The 24,367-nt window shown below is 27.7% G+C and carries 22 protein-coding genes; 21 read left to right on the top strand and 1 reads right to left on the bottom strand.

Annotation, left to right across the window (positions count from 1 at the left end; all coding sequences use genetic code 11):
* The 9 genes from IC173_RS07815 (at position 1) to cplR (ending at position 9,837) form a co-directional block, all read left to right on the top strand.
* The gene (locus IC173_RS07815; RefSeq protein ID WP_227855385.1) at positions 1–771 is read left to right on the top strand and encodes a LytR/AlgR family response regulator transcription factor; all 771 of its coding nucleotides are present in this window, start codon (positions 1–3) and stop codon (positions 769–771) included.
* 145 nt (positions 772–916) lie between these two features.
* On the top strand, positions 917–2,338 hold the full coding sequence (locus IC173_RS07810) for a carbon starvation protein A (protein ID WP_227855384.1): 1,422 nt from the start codon (positions 917–919) through the stop codon (positions 2,336–2,338).
* Between the two features lie 181 nt (positions 2,339–2,519).
* Positions 2,520–3,002 (top strand): TraR/DksA C4-type zinc finger protein, encoded by a 483-nt coding sequence (locus IC173_RS07805; protein WP_227432460.1) that lies wholly within the window; start codon positions 2,520–2,522, stop codon positions 3,000–3,002.
* A gap of 50 nt (positions 3,003–3,052) precedes the next feature.
* The gene (locus IC173_RS07800; protein WP_227432461.1) at positions 3,053–3,832 is read left to right on the top strand and encodes a polysaccharide deacetylase family protein; all 780 of its coding nucleotides are present in this window, start codon (positions 3,053–3,055) and stop codon (positions 3,830–3,832) included.
* A 302-nt stretch (positions 3,833–4,134) separates the two neighbouring features.
* Positions 4,135–4,581, top strand: coding sequence for a signal peptidase II (gene lspA / locus IC173_RS07795; protein ID WP_227432462.1), 447 nt, complete (start codon positions 4,135–4,137; stop codon positions 4,579–4,581).
* A complete protein-coding gene (locus IC173_RS07790) occupies positions 4,550–5,497 on the top strand; it encodes an RluA family pseudouridine synthase (RefSeq protein WP_413927244.1) in 948 nt (315 codons plus the stop codon). The genes lspA and IC173_RS07790 overlap by 32 nt, the downstream gene beginning before the upstream one ends.
* Before the next feature lie 362 nt (positions 5,498–5,859).
* A complete protein-coding gene (gene pyrR, locus IC173_RS07785) occupies positions 5,860–6,393 on the top strand; it encodes a bifunctional pyr operon transcriptional regulator/uracil phosphoribosyltransferase PyrR (protein WP_227432464.1) in 534 nt (177 codons plus the stop codon).
* Positions 6,394–6,677: 284 nt separating this feature from the next.
* Complete coding sequence (locus tag IC173_RS07780; RefSeq protein WP_227432465.1) at positions 6,678–7,886, top strand: uracil-xanthine permease family protein; 1,209 nt, start codon at positions 6,678–6,680, stop codon at positions 7,884–7,886.
* Between the two features lie 292 nt (positions 7,887–8,178).
* The gene (gene cplR / locus IC173_RS07775) at positions 8,179–9,837 is read left to right on the top strand and encodes an ABC-F type ribosomal protection protein CplR (protein WP_227855383.1); all 1,659 of its coding nucleotides are present in this window, start codon (positions 8,179–8,181) and stop codon (positions 9,835–9,837) included.
* Positions 9,838–10,026: 189 nt separating this feature from the next.
* Here the strand turns inward: cplR and IC173_RS07770 are convergent, their stop codons facing one another.
* Positions 10,027–11,802, bottom strand: a complete 1,776-nt coding sequence (locus IC173_RS07770) for an NFACT RNA binding domain-containing protein (protein ID WP_227855382.1) — start codon at positions 11,800–11,802, stop codon at positions 10,027–10,029.
* 310 nt (positions 11,803–12,112) lie between these two features.
* Here IC173_RS07770 and ltaE point away from each other — a divergent pair, with 310 nt between their 5' ends.
* The 12 genes from ltaE (at position 12,113) to rsmB (ending at position 24,362) form a co-directional block, all read left to right on the top strand.
* A complete protein-coding gene (ltaE, locus tag IC173_RS07765) occupies positions 12,113–13,147 on the top strand; it encodes a low-specificity L-threonine aldolase (protein ID WP_227830781.1) in 1,035 nt (344 codons plus the stop codon).
* A 287-nt stretch (positions 13,148–13,434) separates the two neighbouring features.
* Entirely contained in the window at positions 13,435–14,265 is an 831-nt protein-coding gene (gene dapF, locus IC173_RS07760) for a diaminopimelate epimerase (protein WP_227482881.1), read from the top strand.
* A gap of 3 nt (positions 14,266–14,268) precedes the next feature.
* A complete protein-coding gene (locus IC173_RS07755) occupies positions 14,269–15,150 on the top strand; it encodes a YicC/YloC family endoribonuclease (protein ID WP_227482880.1) in 882 nt (293 codons plus the stop codon).
* Between the two features lie 29 nt (positions 15,151–15,179).
* Positions 15,180–15,797, top strand: a complete 618-nt coding sequence (gene gmk / locus IC173_RS07750) for a guanylate kinase (protein ID WP_227432470.1) — start codon at positions 15,180–15,182, stop codon at positions 15,795–15,797.
* 2 nt (positions 15,798–15,799) lie between these two features.
* Entirely contained in the window at positions 15,800–16,066 is a 267-nt protein-coding gene (gene rpoZ, locus IC173_RS07745; protein WP_227432471.1) for a DNA-directed RNA polymerase subunit omega, read from the top strand.
* 4 nt (positions 16,067–16,070) lie between these two features.
* Complete coding sequence (gene coaBC, locus IC173_RS07740; protein ID WP_227845597.1) at positions 16,071–17,270, top strand: bifunctional phosphopantothenoylcysteine decarboxylase/phosphopantothenate--cysteine ligase CoaBC; 1,200 nt, start codon at positions 16,071–16,073, stop codon at positions 17,268–17,270.
* 280 nt (positions 17,271–17,550) lie between these two features.
* Complete coding sequence (priA, locus tag IC173_RS07735; protein ID WP_227845598.1) at positions 17,551–20,040, top strand: primosomal protein N'; 2,490 nt, start codon at positions 17,551–17,553, stop codon at positions 20,038–20,040.
* A gap of 17 nt (positions 20,041–20,057) precedes the next feature.
* The gene (gene def, locus IC173_RS07730) at positions 20,058–20,498 is read left to right on the top strand and encodes a peptide deformylase (protein ID WP_227432474.1); all 441 of its coding nucleotides are present in this window, start codon (positions 20,058–20,060) and stop codon (positions 20,496–20,498) included.
* A gap of 14 nt (positions 20,499–20,512) precedes the next feature.
* Positions 20,513–21,442 (top strand): methionyl-tRNA formyltransferase, encoded by a 930-nt coding sequence (fmt, locus tag IC173_RS07725; RefSeq protein ID WP_227432475.1) that lies wholly within the window; start codon positions 20,513–20,515, stop codon positions 21,440–21,442.
* Positions 21,443–21,451: 9 nt separating this feature from the next.
* The gene (locus tag IC173_RS07720; protein ID WP_227432476.1) at positions 21,452–22,204 is read left to right on the top strand and encodes a DUF116 domain-containing protein; all 753 of its coding nucleotides are present in this window, start codon (positions 21,452–21,454) and stop codon (positions 22,202–22,204) included.
* A 69-nt stretch (positions 22,205–22,273) separates the two neighbouring features.
* Positions 22,274–22,975: a zinc metallopeptidase gene (locus IC173_RS07715; RefSeq protein ID WP_227432477.1), complete on the top strand. Its 702-nt coding sequence runs from the start codon at positions 22,274–22,276 to the stop codon at positions 22,973–22,975.
* A 61-nt stretch (positions 22,976–23,036) separates the two neighbouring features.
* The gene (gene rsmB, locus IC173_RS07710; RefSeq protein WP_227432478.1) at positions 23,037–24,362 is read left to right on the top strand and encodes a 16S rRNA (cytosine(967)-C(5))-methyltransferase RsmB; all 1,326 of its coding nucleotides are present in this window, start codon (positions 23,037–23,039) and stop codon (positions 24,360–24,362) included.
* The last annotated feature ends 5 nt before the right edge of the window (positions 24,363–24,367 follow it).

Here is a 24,367-nt window from a genome sequence, read left to right as displayed (position 1 = left end):
ATGAAAGCAATAATAGTTGAGGATGAGTTTCCAGCAAGAAAAGAATTGAGATATTTTATTGAAAATAAAAGCGAGATTGAGGTAGTAAGTGAATTTACTAATGGCATAGAAGTACTAGATTTTATTCAAGAAAATAAAATAGATGTAATTTTTTTGGACATAAATATACCTCATCTTGATGGAATGTTACTTGCAAAAACATTAAATCAATTTAAAGCAAGACCTAAAATAGTATTTATAACAGCATATGAAAATTATGCAGTAGATGCTTTTTCATTAGGTGTATTTGACTATGTACTTAAGCCTTATTCTGAGGATAGGATTACATCAATGTTGGATAAGTTAGAGAAAAGTGAAACAAATAGTAGTGAAATATCTAGTGATAATAATTATATATCTAGTGATAAAAAATGTATAATAAATCAAAATATAGAGGAAATAACACATAAAATTAGCCTTTGGAAAGGTGATAAATTGGTTGTAATAGATATTGATGATATATATTACTGTGAGGCTAATGAAAGACAGACATTTATATATACTGAAAAGGAAACATTTATACTAAAAGAGGGTATATCAGAAGTAGAAAACATAATAAATGATAAAACTTTTTTTAGAACACACAGGTCTTACATAGTAAATTTAACTAAAGTAAAAGAAATTATCCCATGGTTTAATAACACATACATATTGAAGTTAAAAGATAGTGATTATGAAGTAACTGTAAGTAGAAGTAGAGTAAAAGAATTTAGGCTATTAATGCACATATAAAGTCATTTCATGTATTTAAATATGCACTTAATGTGATTAACATTTATATTAGTACAAAAAAGTATTACTATTTGAACTGGAAATAGTTTTCTTAAACTTATAAAAATTTATAAAGCAATTATAAAAAAACTAAGGGGATGAATTTATGGTAAGTTTTTTAGGTTCAATGGTGGTACTTATAGTAGGTTATTTTATTTATGGTACTTTTGTAGAAAAGGTTTTTGGAATTAATGATAAAAATCAAACTCCAGCTATAGCTTGTAGAGATGGTGTAGATTATGTTCCAATGAAATGGAAAAGAATTTTCTTAATTCAATTCTTAAATATCGCAGGTTTAGGTCCTATATTTGGTGCTATACAAGGTGCATTATTTGGGCCATCAGCATTTTTATGGATAGTATTTGGGACAATTTTTGCAGGTGGTGTACATGACTTTGCTTCTGGATATTTATCTATGAAGAATAAAGGTACATCTGCATCAGAGTTAGTAGGTCTTTACTTAGGCAATAGTGCAAAAATAGCAATGAGAATATTTAGCGTTATTCTTTTGGTATTGGTTGGAGTTGTTTTTATAACAGGTCCAGCAGGATTATTAAAAACATTAACAGGAGTAAATACACAAATATGGGTTGGAGTAATAATTCTTTATTATATAATGGCTACTGTTTTGCCAATAGATAAGTTAATTGGAAAAATATATCCTTTATTTGGAGCAGCTTTATTAATTATGGCAGTAGGTGTAGCAGGAGGATTAATAATAAAGGGATATAACATACCAAATATAAATTTACAAAATATGAATCCAAATGGAACACCTCTATTCCCATATTTATTTATAACAATAGCATGTGGGGCAATATCAGGTTTTCATGCAACACAATCACCACTTATGGCAAGATGTGTTGAAAGAGAAAGTGAAGCAAGACCAGTATTTTATGGTTCAATGGTTGCAGAAGGAATAATAGCTTTAGTTTGGGCAGCAGCAGCTATGTCATACTTCCATGATATACCTCAACTTAATGTAATATTTAATGATGGTGGAGCAGCTACTGTTGTTAATACAGTATCTGTTGGATTGATGGGGCCTATTGGAGGAGCTTTGGCTATACTTGGTGTTGTAGCATGTCCTATAACTTCAGGTGATACAGCATTTAGAAGTGCTAGATTAACAATAGCTGATGCAATGAACTACAATCAAGATGCAGTTAAAAATAGATTTTTAATAGCTTTACCACTATTTGCAGTAGGTGTTGCTCTTACATTTATAGATTTTAATATAATTTGGAGATACTTCTCTTGGGCAAATCAAACACTTGCTATGATAATGTTATGGACTGGTTCTGCATATTTGGTTAAAGCAAATAAAAACCACTACATAACTACATTGCCAGCGCTTTTTATGACTGTAGTAACATTTAGTTATATAATGCAGGCAAAAGAAGGTTTTAGACTACCAGTAAATATATCTAATGGAATAGGTGTTGCTGTTGCAATAATTCTTGGTATTTTATTCTTTAAAAAAGCTAAAGATATAAAAGAACAAAATACTCATAAATTAGCAAGTTAATATAATTATTACAAAAAATAAAAATATAACATTTAAATGTGTTTTAAAAATTTGTAGGTGAATTTAAAATTTGCCTACAATTTTTTTTTGAAAAAATCAAATCTTACTTTTTATTGTATTTTTAATTTAGTTTTCCACATACTATTTTTATGATATAAATATTAAAATTAGAGGTGTTAAAATGGATACTAAAAAATACAAAGATAAATTATTGAAAGAAAGAGCAAATTTGACTAATTTAGTGGGAGATATGAAAGACAATACTTTATTTGGAGATACAAATAAACATACCAGTGAAAAGTATTCATCAGGAGAGTTATCTAGTTATGATAATCATATAGGAGATATGGGAACAGATTTATATATGCAAAATATGCAAAATAGTTTAATAAATCATGAAGAAGGTAGATTGTATCAAATAGATATGGCATTATCTAAAATAGAAAATGGGACATACGGACTTTGTGATTTATGTCATAATAAAATAGATTTAGAAAGATTGGATATACTACCTGATACAAATTTATGCAATGAGTGTGCAAAAAAAGAAGAGGATTTATTAGGACATGCAAGTGAAACTCCTGAAGTAGAGGATTCTAATTTTTATTCAACAGACCTAACAAATTTAACTGATTTAAACAAAAACGGAACATTAAGAGATTAAAAAATTGACATCACATATTGTTAGAACGAATTAAGAAAAGAGGTAATGACATGAAAAAAGTAATGTGGGGTATATGTATATGTGTATTATCAATAGTAGGCGTATATACATATAGTCATAATACACATAATCAAAATAGCGTAAAAGAAGCTTATAGTCTAAATGACAATATAAAGAACGATTATGAAGATGTAATAATCAAGCAAGGAAATGAGGACGAAAAAATTTTAGCATTGACTTTTGATGATGGGCCAGATGAAGACTTTACACCACAAGTACTTGATATACTAAAGAAAAATAATGTAAAAGCAACTTTTTTTGTGGTTGGAGAAAAAGTTGCATATAACAAGGAATTACTAAAAAGACAGTATGAGGAAGGGCATGAGATAGGTAATCATACATTTACACATATAAATGTTGAAAAAAATAGTTATAATAAAGTAGAAAAAGAAATAACAGATACACAAAATGCTGTAAAGAGTGTAATTGGAGTAGAGCCCAAAATATTTAGACCTCCATATAGAGCTATGAGCAAAAGTGTATGTGATATTATAGTTTCTAAAGGTATGAATATAATTCTTTGGTCAAACTTGGACCCTAGAGATTGGTCAAATCCTGGCGTTGATAGTATTATTAATACCATTCTTACAAAAGTACAAAATGGAAATATAATACTTTTGCATGATTATAATAATAAAAGAAACAATAAGTCACAGACTATACAGGCTTTGGAAGTAGTAATTCCCAAGTTAAAAGAAAAAGGGTATAAATTTGTAACAGTATCTGAACTTATACAACATTTAGATAAAAATCAACAAGTACAAAAATAAAAGATATTTGTTTAAAGACTAATGATGCTTGTAAATCTAAAATACAAGCATCATTAATCTTTAAGCTATAAAATACACAAAAAGTATTGAATAATAGAGTATTTTGAAATTTTTTATACATAATAATGTAATTTTAAATTTGTAGCAATTTATAATATAGAAGGGTTAATATTATTTTTGATTAGTTTTACTAAAAAATTCAATTTTAACAGAGTTGCTCTTTATAGTATTTTTTTTGTATAATGGTAATAGTGAATTTCAATCAAAATTGATTTTTAAATAATTTATAGGGGGAAAAATCATTGTTATATGTGTTAATAATAATTCTGCTTATAGGATTAGACCAATTGTCTAAACTATGGGTGTTAAATAATTTGGTGAATGTATCTACAATACCAATAATAAAGAATGTATTTCATCTAACTTATGTTGAAAATAGAGGTGCAGCATTTGGACTATTACAAAATAATCAATGGATATTTATAATAGTTGCACTAATTGCAACAGTATTTGGGTTATATTATCTCAATACAAGAAAAGTACATACATCTGGAAAGTTGGGAATCATATTAATAATATCTGGTGCATTAGGAAATCTAATTGATAGAGTTAGATTAGGGTTTGTAGTAGATTATTTTGACTTTAGGATTATATGGGAGTATGTATTTAATGTAGCTGATGTATTTGTAGTTGTAGGAACTGTATTTTTATGTATATATGTTTTATTTTTTGAAAGTAAAAGTAGGTGATTTGATGGAGAATGTAAGAGAGTTTTTAGTGCTTGAAGAGGAAGAAGAGGTTAGACTTGATGTTTATCTAGCAGAACAATTAGGAGATATGTCAAGAAGCTACATACAAAAAATTATAAAAGATGGTAAAGTAAAAGTTAATAATAAAGTAGAAAAAGCAAAATATTTAGTTAAAGAAGAAGATAAGATTATTATAGAAATACCAGAACCTAAAGTTCTAGAGGTTGTAGCTCAAAATATACCAATAGATATTGTATTTGAAGATGATGATATTTTAATAATTAACAAGTCTCAGGATATGGTTGTTCACCCTGCTCCTGGAAATTATGAAAATACATTGGTAAATGGAATTTTGTATCATTGTAAAGATAAGTTATCATCAATAAATGGTGTTATTAGACCTGGTATAGTTCATAGAATAGACAAAGATACTTCTGGTCTTCTTATGGTAGCTAAAAATAATTATGCACATAATTTTTTAGCAGAACAATTAAAAGAGCATTCTATAACTAGGGAGTATGAATTTATATGTTATGGTGTAGTTAAAGAAGATAAAATAACTGTAGACAAACCAATAGGAAGAAATCCTAAGGATAGATTAAAAATGGCTGTAGTAAAAGATGGAAGAAATGCAGTAACTCATTTTGAAGTGGTAGACAGATTTGATAAATTTACTCATATGAGAGCTAGACTTGAAACTGGTAGAACTCATCAAATAAGAGTTCATGCCTCATCTATAAATCATCCGCTTTTAGGTGATAGTGTATATGGACCTAAAGAAAATAAGTTTAAACTAAAGGGACAAACTTTACATGCTAAGAAATTGGGATTTATACATCCTACCACTAAGGAATATATTGAATTTGATTCAGAATTACCAGAATACTTTAAGGAAGTTCTTAGAAAAATTAAATAAAAGTTTGTATGATATTATAAATCATCTAATTAGATTTATACAAGTGATAAAATTAGTGAAGTTTAGCTAAAATATTTTATATTAAAGTATTTTGATTAAAAAAGCTTGAAAAATTTGAAATATAAATATATAATTTGAGTTAATGGAGTATAAAAATTATCTTTAAACGATACAGAGATATCGTAAGACAATTGCTGAATTAGACTATATATTTTTTTATATAAAAGCTTCTTGTCTTGTGATGAGAAGTTTTTTGTTGTTTAAATTGAAAATTTTAATAAAGTGGTTCTATAAAAATTTAAGAGAGAGGAGTAGATTTGTCAAAATAAAAGAGAATATATTTTTTTGACAATAGTTATGATATGGTAGAAAAAGCTCAATTAATGGATGAAAAGGCTATAGCAAGAGCAATTACTAGGATAAGTCATGAGATAATTGAAAGAAATAAAGGTGTAGAAAACCTAGTCTTAGTTGGAATAAAGACTAGAGGTGTACCAATCGCAAATAGAATATCTAAAAAAATAGAACAAATAGAAGGAACAAAAGTAGATACTGGTGATATTGATATAACACTTTATAGAGATGACTTAGAAAAAATTAATGTTGAACCAGTAGTCAAAGGAACATATCTAGATTTTAATGTAGATGATAAAACAGTAGTTTTAGTTGATGATGTGTTATATACAGGAAGAACTGTAAGAGCAGCACTTGATGCTATTATTGATATAGGAAGACCTAAATCAATACAATTAGCAGTATTAGTGGACAGAGGACATAGAGAATTGCCTATAAGAGCAGATTATGTAGGAAAAAATGTCCCTACTTCAAGACATGAAATTATATCTGTTAGTTTATTAGAAATTGATGGAGAAGATTCAGTTACAATCAAAGAATAGTGGTTTTTTAATATTATATAAAAGCTCAGCATTGTATAGTCATGGAGGAGGATAAAGCTTACATATATTGCACAAAATAAATAATACAAGTTTATTAATGTGTATATTAATGTAGTCTCTATTCTCCTTTATTTTGGTTTTCAATGTCGTAAAATGTAAAAAAATGATAGTTTGTACAGTAAGTATATAGAGATTAAAAAATAGAATCTAGGGAATTATAATTAATTAAAAGATATTAATTGAACAAAGGATTTATTCATATATAATAATTTTTGGAGGTTTTTATGAAAAAAACGATAATGTCTTTACAACATTTATTGGCCATGTTTGGAGCGACAGTATTAGTTCCCATTTTAACAGGCTTTAATCCATCAGTTGCAATTTTTTGCGCTGGTGTTGGTACATTGATATTTCATTTTTGTACAGAAGGAAAAGTACCTGCATTTTTAGGTTCAAGTTTTGCTTTTATTCCTGTTATACTAGCAGCTAAAGAAGCTTATGGAGGAGATTTGGCATATGCTCAGGGTGGTATAATAGTAGCAGGATTAATTTATATTATAATGTCAATTATAGTAAAATTAGTTGGGGTGGATAAAATTAAGTTATATTTTCCAGCACAAGTTACAGGAGCTATGATAGCAGTTATAGGTTTGAATTTATTACCAACAGCTTTTAATATGGCTTCAGCTAATTTTATAATAGCTTTTTTGACTTTAGCAATAGCAATTTTGACTAATAAGTTTGGTAGAGGATTTATAAAACAATTAGGTATATTAATAGCTGTTTTTTCTGGATATATAATATGTTTGGTATTAGGATTAGTAGATATAACTACAATTACAGAAGCAAGTTTACTTGCTATACCTGACTTTACAATTCCTAAATTTAGCTTAGGAGCAATTGTGATTATATCTCCAGTTGTTTTAGCTGTATTTATGGAGCATATAGGAGATATGACTACTAATGGTGCTGTTGTAGGAAAAAACTTTATAGAGAATCCAGGATTAAACAGAACATTACTTGGTGATGGATTTGCAACTATAGTAGCAGGATGCTTAGGTGGACCAGCTAACACTACTTATGGGGAAAACACAGCAGTACTGGCGATAACTAAAAACTATGACCCTTCAATACTTAGACGTACAGCAGTATTTGCTATATTGCTTGCATGTGTAGGAAAGTTTGGAGGATTTCTTCAAAGTATACCAGGTTCAGTTATGGGTGGAATCAGTATAATGTTATTTTCAATGATAACTTATGTTGGATTAAAAACTATAAAAGATAGTTCTTGTGTAGAAAGTAAAGTAAATATATTGATAATAGCAGTTATATTATTGATAGGTCTTGGAACAACTTACTTATCTAATAAAGGGATTTCTATAGGAATTCCTATAACAAGTACTGTAAAGATAACTGGTCTTAGTTTGGCTGCGATTGTAGGTATTGTACTAAATAGAATATTGAATAATCAAGATTTTAAAGTTGAAAAATAATAATTAATTAAGTATATATTATTTTAAATAATCAATTTTTTATAGACATTGGCAATCAATGTTGATATAATGATTAAAAATAAATAAAAGAAAGGGTAAGGTAACTGGGAAGATGAGAATATAATCTATTTTTTATAATTTAAAGTATTGTAAATTTTGAAAAGCCTATATTGGTGGCTTTATTTATAATGCTTAAATTAAGGAGAGTAGATTATAGTCTATACGTTTAGTTATTGTGCCTATTTATGTAAATCTCTCCTTATATTTAAGTATACCAGGGAGGGATTTTTTTATGATGTTAATAAAAGTAGAAAATTTAAAAAAATATTATGCTGATAAATTAATTTTGGATATAGATAAACTTGAAATATTAGAGAATGAGAGAATAGGTTTAGTGGGTTCAAATGGTCAGGGAAAAACAACTTTATTAAAAGCAATATTGGGTGAAATAGAAATTGATGAAGGTTGTATTTATCTTACAGATAGCTATTCATATATAAGTCAGAGTGAAAATAATATTGAAAAATGTAATGATAGTAAAGAAAAAAGTCTATTAAATGCGCCAGATAAATTTGAAGATTATTTATCTGGAGGAGAAAAAGTTAAGCTAAAGATAGCAGATGCACTGAATAATAAGAAAAATATAATAATAGCAGATGAACCAACTTCAAATTTAGATAAAAAGAGTATAGATATTTTGGAAAATATGTTTAAGAGACATAAAGGAGCATTATTATTAATATCTCATGACAGACGTTTTTTAGATGAATTATGTACAACTATATTGGAATTGGAAGGTGGCAAATTAAAAGTTTATAAAGGTAATTACACTGATTATTTAGAACAAAAGGATGCGGATACAAAAAGATCTGACTTTGAATATCATGAATATATAAATGAGAAAAAAAGATTGGAGAAAGCTCTTTTAGGCAAAAAAGCTTTAAGTGATGGTATAAGGAAGACTCCAAAACGAATGGGGAATTCAGAAGCTAGACTCCATAAAATGGGTGGTCAAACAAATAAGAAAAAAATAGATTCAAGTGTAAAAGCATTAAAAAGTAGAATTGAGAAATTGGAAGTAAAGGATAAGCCTAAAGTTTGTACAGATATGAATATTAAAATACAGGATGGTATGGAAATAATCAGCAAAAACTTAGTGGAATTAAAGGATTTAAGTTTAAATGTAGAAAATAAACTTTTATTGGATAATATCTCTTTCAAGGTAAAAAGAGGTAAGAAAATAGCTTTATTAGGTGATAATGGATGTGGAAAAAGTACTCTGATAAAAGAAATACTTAGTAATAAAAATGATTGTATAAGGATAAATAACAAAGTAAAGATAGGTTATTTTGACCAAAATCAAGATTTATTAGATGAGGAAAAGAGTATTTTGTACAATATCAAAGCAAATAGTTCATTTGCTGAGTCTTTTATAAGAATAAATTTAAATTTATTTGGATTTAAAGGTGATACTGTTTATAAAAAAGTTAAAGTTCTTAGTGGGGGTGAAAAAGTAAAGATAGCTCTATGCAAAATAATACTAGAAGATAATAATTTTTTAGTTCTTGATGAGCCAACTAATTACTTGGATATAAAATCTATGGAAGCATTGGAAAAAGCATTGATAAATACTGATAAAACTATGCTTATAGTATCTCATGATAGAGTATTTATATCTCATATTTGTGACTATTTTTTAGAAATAAAAGATAAGAATATAAAGGAGTTTGATTGTAACTATAGTGATTATATCATTAGTAGAAATAAAAAAACTTCTAGTAGAGAAAGTAAAGTAAAACAAGAAAATCTTTTAGTATTAGAAAATAGACTTACAAACATTATATCTATGCTGTCAATAGAAAAAGATAATGCAAAAAAAGAGTGTTATGAATTAGAATATAATGAGCTATTAGAAAAAATTAGACGTATAAAAAATAATGCTCAAAATTAAACTAATCGTTGTTTTTTTATAAAAATAGAAATTAATCAATTTAAATATAAGTATTGATTATTAAAAAACTAAAAATAAACAAATTTAAAAGTGGCATTCTTATACAATAAGAATGCCACTACTTTTAGTTAATATGATAAATATATTATTATTTACCAGTCAGAAATTTTTATATCTATGAGATATATTTTATTCGGATTTAATTTTAAGCTTAGCTACCATTTCTTCTTCAGGAGTAACATAAATAGTACTATTAGTTTCATAGATAACCATGCCAGGTTTAGAACCACTAGGTTTCTTTACATTTTTTTTCTTTGTGTAGTCCACAGGTACTTGAGAAGAAATCTTTGATTTGCTAAAAAATGCAGCTAACATAGCTCCTTCAAATATAGTATTATCAGTAATTTCTTTACCAGCACATTTTATTATTACGTGAGAACCTGGAATATTTTTTGTATGCATCCATAAGTCATCATTATCAGCAAGCCTTAATGTAAGATAATCATTTTGTTTGTTGTTTTTTCCAACCAAGATTTTAAATCCATCAGAAGAAATAAATTCATGAGGTTTTGTAGAAGGAATAGTGTCTTTTTTACTACTTTTCTTTTGGGCTTTGATATATCCAACTTTACCAAGTTCTTCTTTTATATCTTGTAATTCAGCCAAATTTTCACAGTTTTCAATACTCAAAATTATGTTTTCTAAGTAATCTATTTCTTCTTTGTTTAATGAAATTTGGTGAGATATTTCAACTTTGGCATGTTTCATTTTAGTATACTTTTTAAAATATTTTTGAGCGTTTTCAGATGGAGTCAAATTTTTATTTAATTCTATTGTTACATTTTTACACTCTTCATCATAGAAGTTGGCAACATCAACACTTTCCATCCCTTTTTCTACCATATATATATAAGATGTAATTAGTTCACCCTTTACTTTATAAATATCTGCATTTTCAGACTCTAATAATTCTTCTTCTTGTTTTCTAAGTTTGTTATAAAGTCTATCCAGTTTAACAGATATGCTTTTCTTTAAGTCAGATGAACGTTGATTGATTCTATCTTTAATATCTTTAGTTCTGTAGAAATCCTCTAGTATATTAGAGATGCTTTCTTTATTGATATATGATAAATCATTAAACAATGTAAGATTGACACAACTGAAATCAACGACTTTATCTAATTTTTTATCTATAACAATACAAGGTGAAAACTTATTAGAATTTATATCATTAAATAAACTACAAAATTCTTTGTATAAAGAATCAAACTGTTGAGTAGATATATCTTTGCTAATAGCGTTTTGATTTACATCTGCTCTATAACAAATTTCTTTGGCGATAGTAGGGCTTATACCTAAAAATTTAGAATATATAGACTTAAAAATAGGTCCATCAAATTCATTTAGATTGTTAATAAACGAATCTTTAGATATATTATCAAGAGGGTTAAGTTTATCTTGCTTTGGTGGCAATGAGTAACTATGTCCAGGTAAAACCTGACGAACTCTACTTATACTAAAAGGCACTCTTTTTATAGAATCTATAATTTTATCATCTTCATTATGAGTTACTATTATATTACTATGTCTTCCCATAATTTCAATTATAATATTTTTGATTGTCTTTTCTTTTAATTCATCTAAAGATTCAACACTGATTTTTATTATTCTTTCAAAACCAATTTGAGAAATTTCTATAATATTTCCACCTTGTATATATTTTCGAAGCAACATACAAAACATAGGCGCCTTTAGCGGATTTTCTTTTTTATAATTGCTTGTTAAATAAACCCTAGGATTTGAAGCACTTGCACTTAAAACCAATCTAAAATTTTCTTTGTTGTTTCTTATATTAAAAATTACTTCATCATCTTCAGGTTGATGAATCTTATCTATTTTTCCACCTGTAAGCTTTGATGATAATTCATCTACTATTGAATGTATAACTAATCCATCTAATGCCATGTATAGCACCCCTTTCTTTGACCAAAATAAGTCAGTAAATTAATTATACACATAATATATGCTCTATGACTAGGGGGAATTTAAACAACATGGATTAATGTGTAAATTTTATAATTATTTATACTTACAGGATATACTCACAAGAGAATAGGAAGTATATTTTTAAATTAATAATTTAAATTTGCTTAAATATAAAACAAATGTAGTATAATTAGTGTGTAAAGAATAACTTATAAAAGTATATAAACTTTACAAAGCTAAATAAATATTAAAGCTGTATAGTATATGAATATGAAAGAAGGTTGAAAAAATGAAATTTATTGATTTAAGAAGTGATACTGTTACTATGCCTACTGATGAAATGAGAGAAGCCATGGCAAAGGCTCCTGTTGGAGATTCAATCTTTAGAGATGACCCTACTGTAAATAAACTTGAAGAATTAGCAGCAGCTAAAGTTGGAAAAGAAGATGCTATTTTCCTTCCAAGTGGAACTTTTGGAAATCAGTTAGCTTTGTTTACTCACTGCCTAAGAGGTCAAGAAATCATTATTGGTAAAGGGTATCATATTGTGACTCATGAAGTTGGAGCACCTGCTGTAATAGCTGGAGTTCAACTTAGAACTATAGATGAAGATGAAAGTGGAGCTCTTAATCCTGAGCTTGTTGAGAAGGCAATTAGGAGAGATGATATACATGAACCACAAACAGGTCTTATATGTGTAGAAAATGCATATTCAGGTGGAACTGTTGTAAGCCTTGACAATTTAAAAGAAATTAAAAAAATAGCTGAAAAACACAATTTACCAGTGCATTTAGATGGAGCGAGATTATTCAATGCAGCATTAACTTTAGGTGTAGAAGCTAAAGAAATTGCACAATGTTGTGACAGTGTTATGTTCTGTGTATCAAAAGGTTTAGCTGCACCAATGGGTTCTATTCTTGCTGGAAGTAAAGAATTTATAGCAAAAGCTAGAAGAAAGCAAAAAGTTATGGGTGGAGGCATGAGACAAGTTGGTATAGTTGCAGCAGCTGGTATAATTGCCATTGAAAAAATGACACTGAGATTAAATGAGGACCATGATAATGCAAAATATTTAGCTTGTGAGTTGGATAAAATTGAAGGAATTGAAGTAAATAACACTAGTCCAGACCTGAGTATGGTATTCTTTAAAATGAGTGAAGATGTAATAAGAGAAGATGTTTTAATAAAAGAGTTTTTTGAAAGAAATATAAAAATCAATAAAATGGAAAATGGGGAGTATAGATTTGTAACTCATGTAGATATTACTAGAGAAGATTTAGATTATGTTTTAAAAACACTTAAAGAATTAATAGGTGTATGCTAATTAGGTATGTTCAAAAAACTAAATAGAAGATGCTAAATATTTTATTTAAAAAATTCATATACAGTTTAAATAAACTATACATAAAATTCATATAGAAATATTATTATATAAATATAGAAAGAACTAGCTTAAAAACATAATATAATTACCCTAATTGTAATGGCAACTCTCCCTCACATCCTCAAATTATAGTTGTCATTACAAAACTTTTCCCATAAATTATAAGTTTATGGGAATTTTTTTATGTTATAATAGTTTAAGTGTTAATTTACAAAGGAGCGATACTTATGAAATTTTGGAAACTACATGGAATAGGCAATGATTTTATTGCAATAGATGGAAGATTTGACCAAATAGATTCATCAAATTATACTGTTTTAGCAAAAAAAGTATGCCATAGAAGATTTTCTGTAGGTGCGGATGGGTTACTAGTTGTAAAAAATTCAGAAATTGCAGATGTAGAAATGGTGTATTATAATTCTGATGGTTCAAGAGCAGCTATGTGTGGAAATGGACTTAGATGTTTTTGTAAGTTTGTTTATGATAATGGCATAGTTAAAAAAGAAAACTTTACAGTAGATACACTAGATGGTGTAAAAAATATAAAAATAAACACTATAAATGGAGAAATAAATACTATAAAAGTTAATATGGGAAAAGGAAGTTTTTTAGCTAAAGATGTTCCTGTGTTAACTGACGAAGAACGTTTTGTACAAGAAAATATAAAAGTTTTAGATAAAGAGTTTAAGATTACATCTATGTTGATGGGGGTTCCTCACACTGTGGTTATAGTGGATGAATTAAATGTAGATGAAGTTTGTAAATATGGAAAAGAGATTGAAAATAATAAAATATTTCCGAAAAAAACGAATGTAAATTTTGTAAAAGTAGAAGATAAGTATAATATACATGTCTATACTTGGGAAAGAGGTTGTGGATATACTTTAGGATGTGGAACAGGTATGACTGCATCAGCAATAGTATGTAATTTACTTGATATGGTAGAAAATAGTGTAAATGTGACTTCTCAAGGTGGAACAGTACGAATAGATATAGGAGAGTTTTCTTATATGACAGGTCCAGCAGTAAAAATATGTGAAGGTGTTTTGGAGGTTTAGGTAATGGCTATAAGTATGACTGGTTTTGGAAGAGGAGAATACAAAGACGACAACTATTATTTTTTAGTAGAATGTAAAACAATAAATCATAAATATTCAGATATAAATATACGTCTTCCAAGAAAAATTTCATTTTTAGAGGATAAAGTTAGAAATTTAGTAAAAAACTATGTAAAAAGAGGAAGAGTTGATTTATACATAAAATTTGACTTATTAGGCAAAGAAGATGTAAACTTAAATTTTGATGAAGGATTAGCATCTCAATATATAGATATCTTAAAGGAAATAAAAGACAAATTTGATATTATAGATGATATTAGTGTTATGAATGTTGCAAGATTTCCTGATATTATAAAAATAGAAGAAAAAGATGAAGATGAAGATTTATTATGGTCGATGTTAAATCAAGCTGTAGAAGATGCAATGATAAAACTAAGAGAAATGAGAAGTGAAGAAGGTAAAAAACTAGCTGAAGATATTACCATGAGATGTGACTTATTAAAAAATCATATAGAAGAAATTGAAAAATATTCAAGTAGTGTTGTAGAAGACTATAGAGAAAAACTAAATTCAAGAATAAGTGAAATGCTAGAAGACCCAAGTATAATAGATGAAAATAGGTTAGCACAAGAAGTTGCAATATATGCAGATAAAAGTAGTATAACAGAAGAGATAGTTAGGTTTAAAAGTCATATTGGTCAGCTTAAAAAAACTATATTTAAAGACGATTCTATAGGTAGAAAAATTGATTTCTTAATACAGGAGATGAACAGAGAAACTAATACAATAGGTTCAAAATCATCTGATATAAATATAACTAATTTAGTAGTAGAAGTGAAAAGTGAGTTAGAAAAAATAAGAGAACAAATACAAAACATAGAGTAAGAATACAATATTAGAAGGGGAATATTTAAATGTTTACAAAAAAAGGATTATTGCTAGTTGTATCAGGTCCATCAGGTGCAGGAAAAGGTACTATTTGCAAAGAATTACTTAGAGAGAATGATACAATAAAACTTTCTGTATCAGCTACTACAAGAAAACCAAGAGCAGGAGAAGTTGATGGAGTAAATTATTTCTTCATAAGTAAAGAAAAGTTTGAAGATATGATAGGAAAAGGTGAGTTTTTGGAGTATGCTCAAATTTATGATAATTTTTATGGAACTCCAAAAGCAGCAATAATGGAATGTTTAGAAAAAGGACAGGATGTGCTACTAGAAATTGAAATGCAAGGAGCAAAACAAATAAAAGAGGTTTGTCCAGAAGGAGTATTTATATTTGTATTACCTCCATCACTTGAAGAGTTAAAAAATAGAATTGTTGGAAGAGGTACAGAGACAGAAGAAGAAATAGAAAAGAGATTTAGTTGTGCATATGAAGAAATAAAAATGATTAAGGATTATGATTATTTTATATTTAATGAAGATGTGAAAACATCTGCTAAAGAAATAGAAGGTATAATATCATCTGAAAAGAATAAAGTTAGCAGATATAAAAATATTATAATAGAGAAATTTAAGGAGGAATTATAATTATGTTAAAACCATCTATCAATGAGGTACTAGAAAAAATAGACAACAGATATTACTTAGTAGGGACTGTTTCAAAGAGAGCAAGAAAGTTAATTGATGGAGACGAACCATATGTTCCAAACAAAGCTAAGGAAAAACCTGTATGTGTAGCTACTAAGGAAGTTGCAAGTGGAAAAATAACATATAGATTATTGACAGAAGAAGAAATAGAGATAGAAGAAGCTAGACACTACGCTGAGCAACATCAACAAATTTCAGAAGAGGAGTAAGGTCATGCTAAAAAATAAGACTGTTGTAATTGGCATAAGCGGCGGAATAGCTGCATACAAGGCTTGTGATGTTGTAAGTAAATTAAAAAAATTAAATGCAAATATCCATGTTATAATGACAAAATCAGCAACAGAATTTGTTAGACCACTTACACTTCAATCACTAAGTCAAAATTATGTAGTAGAAGATATGTTTGAAGAACCAAAATCTTGGGAAGTTGAACATATATCATTAGCAAAAAAGGCAGATTTGTTTCTAATAGTACCAGCAAGTGCAAATGTTATAGGAAAAATTGCAAATGGTATAGCTGATGATATGCTAACAACTACTGTTATGGCAACAAAAGCACAAGTTTTAATAGCACCAGCTATGAATACTAATATGTATGAAAATCCAATTGTCCAAAAAAATATAAAAACTTTAGAGGAATTTGGATATAAATTTATAGAACCAGAAAGTGGAAGACTTGCATGTGGAGATATTGGAGCAGGAAAACTAGCTAAACCAGATTTAATAGTAGAGGCAGTTTTAGCCAATCTTACGAAAGAGCAAGATTTGAAAGGTCAAAGTATAATAGTTACAGCTGGACCAACTGTAGAAAGTATAGACCCAGTAAGATATTTAACTAATAGGTCTTCTGGTAAAATGGGATATTCTGTAGCTAAAGAGGCTATATCTAGAGGTGCTGATGTAACATTAATATCAGGTCCTACAAATCTCTCTATTCCACAAAACCTTAAAAAATTTGTACAAATAGAATCAGCACAAGATTTGTATGAGGCAGTAGTATCAAATTTAAAAGAAAATAAAATAGTAATTCAAAGTGCAGCAGTTGCAGATTATAAGCCAAAAACTTATTCTGACAAAAAAATTAAAAAGAATAATGATGATTTATCAATAGAATTAAGTAGGAATTATGACATTGCTTATGAAATAGGAAAAATAAAGGAAGATAGGATATTAGTTGGATTTGCTGCTGAAACTAATGACTTAATAGAACATGCCAAAGGAAAAATTGAAAAGAAAAATTTAGATTTTATTGTGGCAAATGATTTAACTAAAGAGGGAGCTGGCTTTAGAACTGATACTAATATTGTAAAAATAATAGATACAGAAGGAAATATTACTGAGTACCCTAAAATGAAAAAGGAAGAAGTAGCTAATGTTATATTAAATAAGATTAAAGTGTTACTTGAGAAATAAGAACTTTTTTAAATATGATATTTGTGTATTTTATCACAGCTAAAGTGGCTGAAAGCTGCAATTTACTTTTAGCGAGTAAAAACTCGCAAATGTCAGTTAAATTGTGGTTTTCAGCATTTATTTTGCTGTAAAGTATAAAATATGATTAATAGTTAATTATTAAGATATATCTAATATTAGTAATAACTTGAAACTTTTTAGATATGCTGAGATTTTTTTGATATGTTATGAAATGTGTTAAAATATGAGCAGTAGATTAATTTTAAGTAGGAGTTTTACAATGAAAAAATATGCAAAGGTAATAGTTAGAAGCAATACTATATACACAGACAATTTATTTACATATCAAATTCCTGTATTTTTAGAGGAAGTTATAAGTGTTGGGCATAGAATATTAGTGCCATTTGGAAGAGGTAATAAACCAACAGAAGCCTTTGTATTTCAACTTACAAATAATTTAGATGAAAAAATAAAGACTAAAGAAATCATAGATATATTAGATGAAAATCCAATATTTAGAGAAGAAGATTTAGAGTTGGTTTACTGGATGAAAAATAGATATTTGTGTACTTATATAGAGTGTATAAATTTGATATATCCAAAAGGATATAAACTAAATAATTACAAAGTAGTTTTACTAGGTGAAAAGCTAAATGGATTAAGTGAGACTGAATTATATGAAAAGATATCAAAGCTGAGTGATAAAAATAGAGAGATATTAGAAAAAGTAGTTGGTAGTAAAGGAAAAATTAAGGTTGATAAGTTAAAATATATAGCGAATCTAAATAATTATCTATATACAATGAATAAAAATGGAATTATAAAATTATGTTGGGAATACAAAAATCATAAAAATGAGAAGAAAGTATGCTATGTATCTTTGAGTTTAGAAAATGATAAAATTGATGATTATATAGAACAAAATAAAATAAGCATAGGAAGCAAGCAAAAAGAGATATTAAATTTTCTTAAAAATAATGAAAATGTAGAGATAAATGATTTATTGGATTTATTAAATGCTTCAAAGCAGAGTATAAACTCTTTGAGTAAGAAAGAGTTAATAACTTTAGAATTTAAAGATTATTATAGAGAGCCAAAAAGTATTTACAAATCTATATCAAAAAGTATAAAATTAAACAATGAGCAACAACAAGCGGTTGATGAGATAAATTCAAGTATGTTTATAGATGATAAAAAGCCATATTTAATTCATGGTATAACTGGAAGTGGAAAGACTGAAGTTTATATGGAAATAATAGAATTTGCATTAAGCCAAGGTTTAGATAGTATATTTTTGGTTCCTGAGATAGCATTAACTCCCCAAACGATAGATAGATTAAAGAGTAGGTTTGGCGATTTAGTTGGAGTGTTTCACAGTAAACTATCTGAAGGAGAAAAACACGACGTTTATAAAGCTGTTAAAGCTGGCAAGATAAGAGTTTTAATTGGTGCTAGGTCAGCACTATTTGCTCCTTTTAATTCTTTAGGATTGATAATAATTGATGAATTTCATGAGTCATCATATAAGTCTGAAAAAAATCCTAAGTTTAACTCTATAGAAGTAGCTAGATTTATGGCATTAAAAAATAATCTAACTCTTATTTTAGGTTCAGCGACACCTTCAATTGAAGAGTATTATAGAGCAAAAACTGGTGAATATAAACTTATAAATATAAAAAATAGAGCAAACAATAAACCACTTCCAAATATTGAAGTTGTAGATATGAAAGATGAATTAGATATAGGTAATAGAAGTATATTTAGTTTAAAACTTCAAAGAGAAATTAGTTGTGCGATTGAAGAAAATAGTCAGGTAATACTATTTTTAAATAGAAGAGGTTATGCAAATTTTGTATCATGTAGAAAGTGTGGCTATGTGTTTCAATGTGAAAATTGCGATATATCTTTGACATATCATAAAAAAAGTAATATTGGAAGATGCCATTATTGTGGATATGAAAGAGAAATTCCAAAAGAATGCCCAGAATGTGGAAGTAATTATGTTAAGCCATTTGGAGTAGGAACTCAAAAAATTGAGGAAGAGTTAAAATGTATTTTTCCAAATATAAAAACTTTGAGAATGGATAAAGATACAACATCAAAAAAGGGTTCATTAGAGGAAATACTAAATAAGTTCAAAGATAAAGAAGCAGATGTATTGATAGGAACGCAGATGTTAAGTAAAGGATTGGATTTTGATAATGTAACTTTAGTAGGTATTTTGTCAGCAGACATGATACTAAATTTTCCTGATTTTAAAAGTTTTGAAACAACCTTTCAGTTGATAACTCAAGTTTCTGGAAGGGCAGGAAGAGCAGACAAAGAAGGTAAAGTAGTACTTCAAACATATGATACTGAGCATTATGCTATTAAGCATGCCATAGAGTATAATTATGAAGGTTTTTATGAAGATGAGATAAAGATAAGAAAGGCATTTGGATATTCTCCTTTTAATAACATGTTAAGTGTAGTTGTTAGTGGTGAAGATGAAAGATTAGTTATAAAAAATATAAAAAATATGCATGCATCTTTGATTTATTTATTAGAAAAAAGGGGTATAAACGACTTAGGGTTTATATTAGGACCCAATCCATGCTCAATATCAAAAATAAATCAAAATTATAGATGGCAAATACTCTTTAAAGATGAAAATATTGAAATTAATCTCTTAAAGGGTATAATAAAATATATATGTATAACAAAACGAGATTTGATATTTAATAAGAATATTAATGTATCTATAGATATTAATCCAAATAGTGTATTATAAATTTAGGAGGAAGTGTAATGGCTTTAAGACAAATAGTTCAAATAGGAGAACCAGTACTAAGAAAGAAATCAAAAAAAGTTGAAAAAATTGATGCAAAAATAATACAATTGTTAGACGATATGGCAGAAACTATGTATGATGCAGATGGTGTTGGACTAGCTGCACCTCAAGTTGGAATTTTAAAAAGAGTTGTAGTAATTGATATTGGAGAAGAACTTATAGAACTTATAAACCCAGAAATAATAGAAACATCTGGAGAACAAATAGATGATGAAGGTTGTTTAAGTGTTGTTGGAGAATCTGGAGAGGTTAAAAGACCAAACTATGTAAAAGTTAGAGCTTTAAATAGAAATGGAGAAACAATAGAGCTAGAAGGGGAAGAACTTTTAGCTAGAGCGTTTTGTCATGAAATAGACCATCTAGAGGGAATACTGTTTGTTGATAAAATAGAAAAATAGTAGGGGTTGATTTGATGAAAATAGTATTTATGGGAACTCCTGATATAGCAGTTCCTTGTTTACAAAAAATAATAGATGAAAAGTATGAAATACTAGGAGTTGTAACTCAGCCAGATAAACCAAAAGGAAGAGGTAAAAAACTTGGCATGAGTCCAGTAAAAGAACTTGCAATTGAAAATAATATACCTGTATATCAACCAATTAAAGCTAGAGACAAAGATTTTATAGATACAATGAAATCTTTAAAGCCAGATGTAATGGTAGTTGTAGCTTTTGGGCAAATACTTCCAAAAGAAATATTAGAAATTCCTAAGTTTGGATGTATAAATGTCCATGTTTCTTTACTTCCAAAATATAGAGGTGCGGCGCCTATAAATTGGGTAATAATCAATGGCGAAGAAAAAACTGGTGTTACAACTATGTATATGGATGAAGGGTTAGACACTGGAGATATGATATTAAAGACAGAAGTAAATCTTGATGAAAATATAACAGCAGGAGAACTTCATGATAAAATGATGAATATAGGAGCAGAAACTTTAAAAGAAACATTAAAGTTGATAGAAGCAGGAACTGCTCCAAGAGAAGTACAAAATCATGAGGAATTTTCTTATGCACCAATAATGAATAAATCACTAGGTAATATAGACTTTTCAAAAAATGCTAAGGAAATACACAATCTAGTTAGAGGTGTAAATCCATGGCCAAGTGCTTATACTACTTATAATGGTGTAACGATGAAAATCTGGAAAACTAAAGTATTAGAGGAAGAAAGTAACAAAGAAGCAGGTACAATAATTGAGGTAAATAAAGATGGCATAAAAGTAAGTACTAAAGATAAGGTACTTTTAATTGAAGAAATTCAGATGCCAAATAAAAAGAGAATGCTAGTTGGAGAATATATAAAAGGAAATACTATAGAAATTGGTGTAGTATTGAGTTAGGTGAAAAGTATGACAGATATAAAAAAGTATTTAACAAGTGTTGGTATCTTAGTCTTAATATTAGGGATTTTAATGGGGGTTGCAAACTTTTTTATAATTAGTTTGACTCAAATATTTTCCTTAGGAATAAATGCTGTAGTAATATCACTAATACTTATAATACTATGCTCAACAATAGTTACGTATAGAGTAATTAAAGGAAAAAATGTTAACTCAAATATAATGAAAATAAATTTTAAAATTGTTAGTGTATTATTTCCCATTATATCTTTTATTGCATCATCATTTGGTATGTCAAAAAGTGAAATTAGAAGAATATATATAAAATTAAATAATGAATATATATACAGTAATAAATATAATTTTAATCCAGAGGATATAATAATTTTAATACCTCATTGTATTCAAGAGAATAGTTGCAAACTAAAAGTTACTAATGATATAGATAATTGTAAAAAATGTGGAAAATGCAATATAGGAGAATTAGCTGAGCTAAATAAAAGTGTTAAAGTAAAAGTATTTGTAGCTACAGGAGGGACTCTAGCTAGAAAAATTATAATTGACAATAAACCTAAAGCTGTTATAGCTGTTGCATGTGAGAGAGATTTAACATCTGGAATACAAGATATAAAAAAAATTCCTGTTTTAGGAGTATTTAATAAAAGACCTAATGGACCTTGTATAAATACTAATGTAGACATAGTAGATATTGAAAAAGCTATAAGCTTTTTAACAGGAAAAGAGATATTAGCTTGTAATTAAACTGTTTTTAAGTTATGTGAATATTAAAGAGGATGTATAATAAAAATATATTTTAGGAGAGTGTTATTTATGTACCCTGTATATGGCGGCTTTTGGGGATTTGACCCAACGATGATTATATTAATTCCAGCTATATTATTCACTGCATATGCTCAATTTAAAGTGAGCTCAACAACAAATAAGTATTTAAGAGTAAATACACGTAGAGGATATACTGGAGAACAGACAGCAAGAAGAGTACTTGATTCAAATGGTTTGTATGATGTAAGGATAGAAATGGTTAGAGGTCATTTAAGTGACCACTATGACCCAAGAAGAAAAACTGTAAGATTATCAGAAGATGTATATTATGGAACATCAATAACTTCTGTTGCAGTAGCTGCACATGAATGTGGTCATGCAATGCAACATGCTAAAGGTTATGCACCTCTTCAAATAAGAAGTAGTTTGGTGCCAGTAGTAAACTTTGCTTCAAGTATTTCTTGGTTTTTAATATTTCTAGGATTTATTATGGCTGGACCATTTCTAAAAATTGGGATACTATTGTTTTCAGCTTCAGTACTATTCCAAATAATAACATTGCCTGTAGAATTTAATGCTTCTAGTAGAGCAATTGTTCAACTTGGAAATCTAGGTATTATAGATGAGGGTGAGGTAAGACAAAGTAGAAAAGTGCTTTCAGCAGCAGCTTTAACATATGTTGCAGCAGCACTAGTTTCAATACTTCAATTACTTAGATTGTTACTAATAGCTCAAAGAAGAGATGACTAAAAATAAAGTGGGTTGTTTAGAAACAACCCTTTTTTATGTTTAATAAAAGGGAGAAATTTATATGGATGCAAGAGAAATTGGATTTAAAGTATTATGTGATATAGAGAAAAATAATAACTATTCAAATATTGCAATAAATAAGCATTTTAAAAACTTAGAAATAAGCGATATGGATAGAGGACTTGCAACAGAGTTAATCTATGGAGTAGTAGAAAATAAATATTACTTAGATTATATAATTAATAAACTTTCAAAAATAAAAGTAAAAAAAATGTCAACTTATGTTAAAATCTTTTTAAGAATGGGAACATATCAAATTTTATTTTTAAATAGTATATCAGATTATGCAGCAGTTAATGAAACTGTTAAGTTATCTAAAAAATATGATAAAAAATCTTCTGGTTTTATAAATGCTATTCTTAGAAATGAAATAAGAAATAAAGATACTATAATGGACATAACTGAGGAAGATAGTGTAAAATACTTATCTATAAAGTATTCTTATAACTCTTGGATTATAAAAAATTGGATAGAAAATTTTGGACAAGAATTTACTGAAGATTTATTAGAAGCAAACAATGAAAAACCTAGTATTTATATAAGAACAAATACACTTAAAATTAGCAGAGAAGAGCTTATTGAAAAATTAAATGAAAAGGGTATTATGTGTTTGAAAGTCCCTATGGTGGAAGAAGCTATAAAAGTCGAAAAATTAAAAAATATAGAAAATAATGAGTTATTTAAGGCTGGTTTATTTACAATTCAAGATATAAGTTCTATGATAGTAGGGAAAGTAATTAATCCAAAGGAAGATTCATTGATTTTGGATGTATGTAGTGCTCCTGGTGGAAAATCTACTCACTTAGCCACTTTAATGAATAATACAGGTCAAGTAATAGCTAGAGATATTTTTGAGCATAAACTAAAGCTTATAAAAGCTACTGTAAATAGACTTGGTCTAAAAAATGTATGTGTAGAAGGATTTGATGCTTCTGAAATTGATGAAAATAGCATAAATAAATTTGATTATGTTTTAGCAGATGTTCCTTGTTCTGGTCTTGGTATAATAAGACGTAAACCAGAAATTAAATATAAGAAAGAAGAAGAGTTGGAAGATATTACTTCTATACAAAAGAAAATATTAGAAAATGCATCAAAGTATGTTAAAATTGGAGGAACTTTAGTCTATAGTACATGTACAGTTCAAGATATGGAAAACATAAATATAATTACTTCTTTTATTGAAGAATATAATAATTTTGAATTGACTCCAATTGACACAGTAAACGTAGATTTAGACAATCAAGATAAAGGATATTTAAAAATATATCCTAATATTCATGGTATAGATGGGTTTTTTATAGCAAAATTAAAGAGAATAAGGTAGTGAAT

Source organism: Clostridioides sp. ES-S-0048-02 (assembly GCF_020658495.1).
Taxonomy (GTDB): Bacteria; Bacillota; Clostridia; order Peptostreptococcales; family Peptostreptococcaceae; genus Clostridioides.
This window is presented reverse-complemented; position numbering and strand designations above follow the sequence as displayed.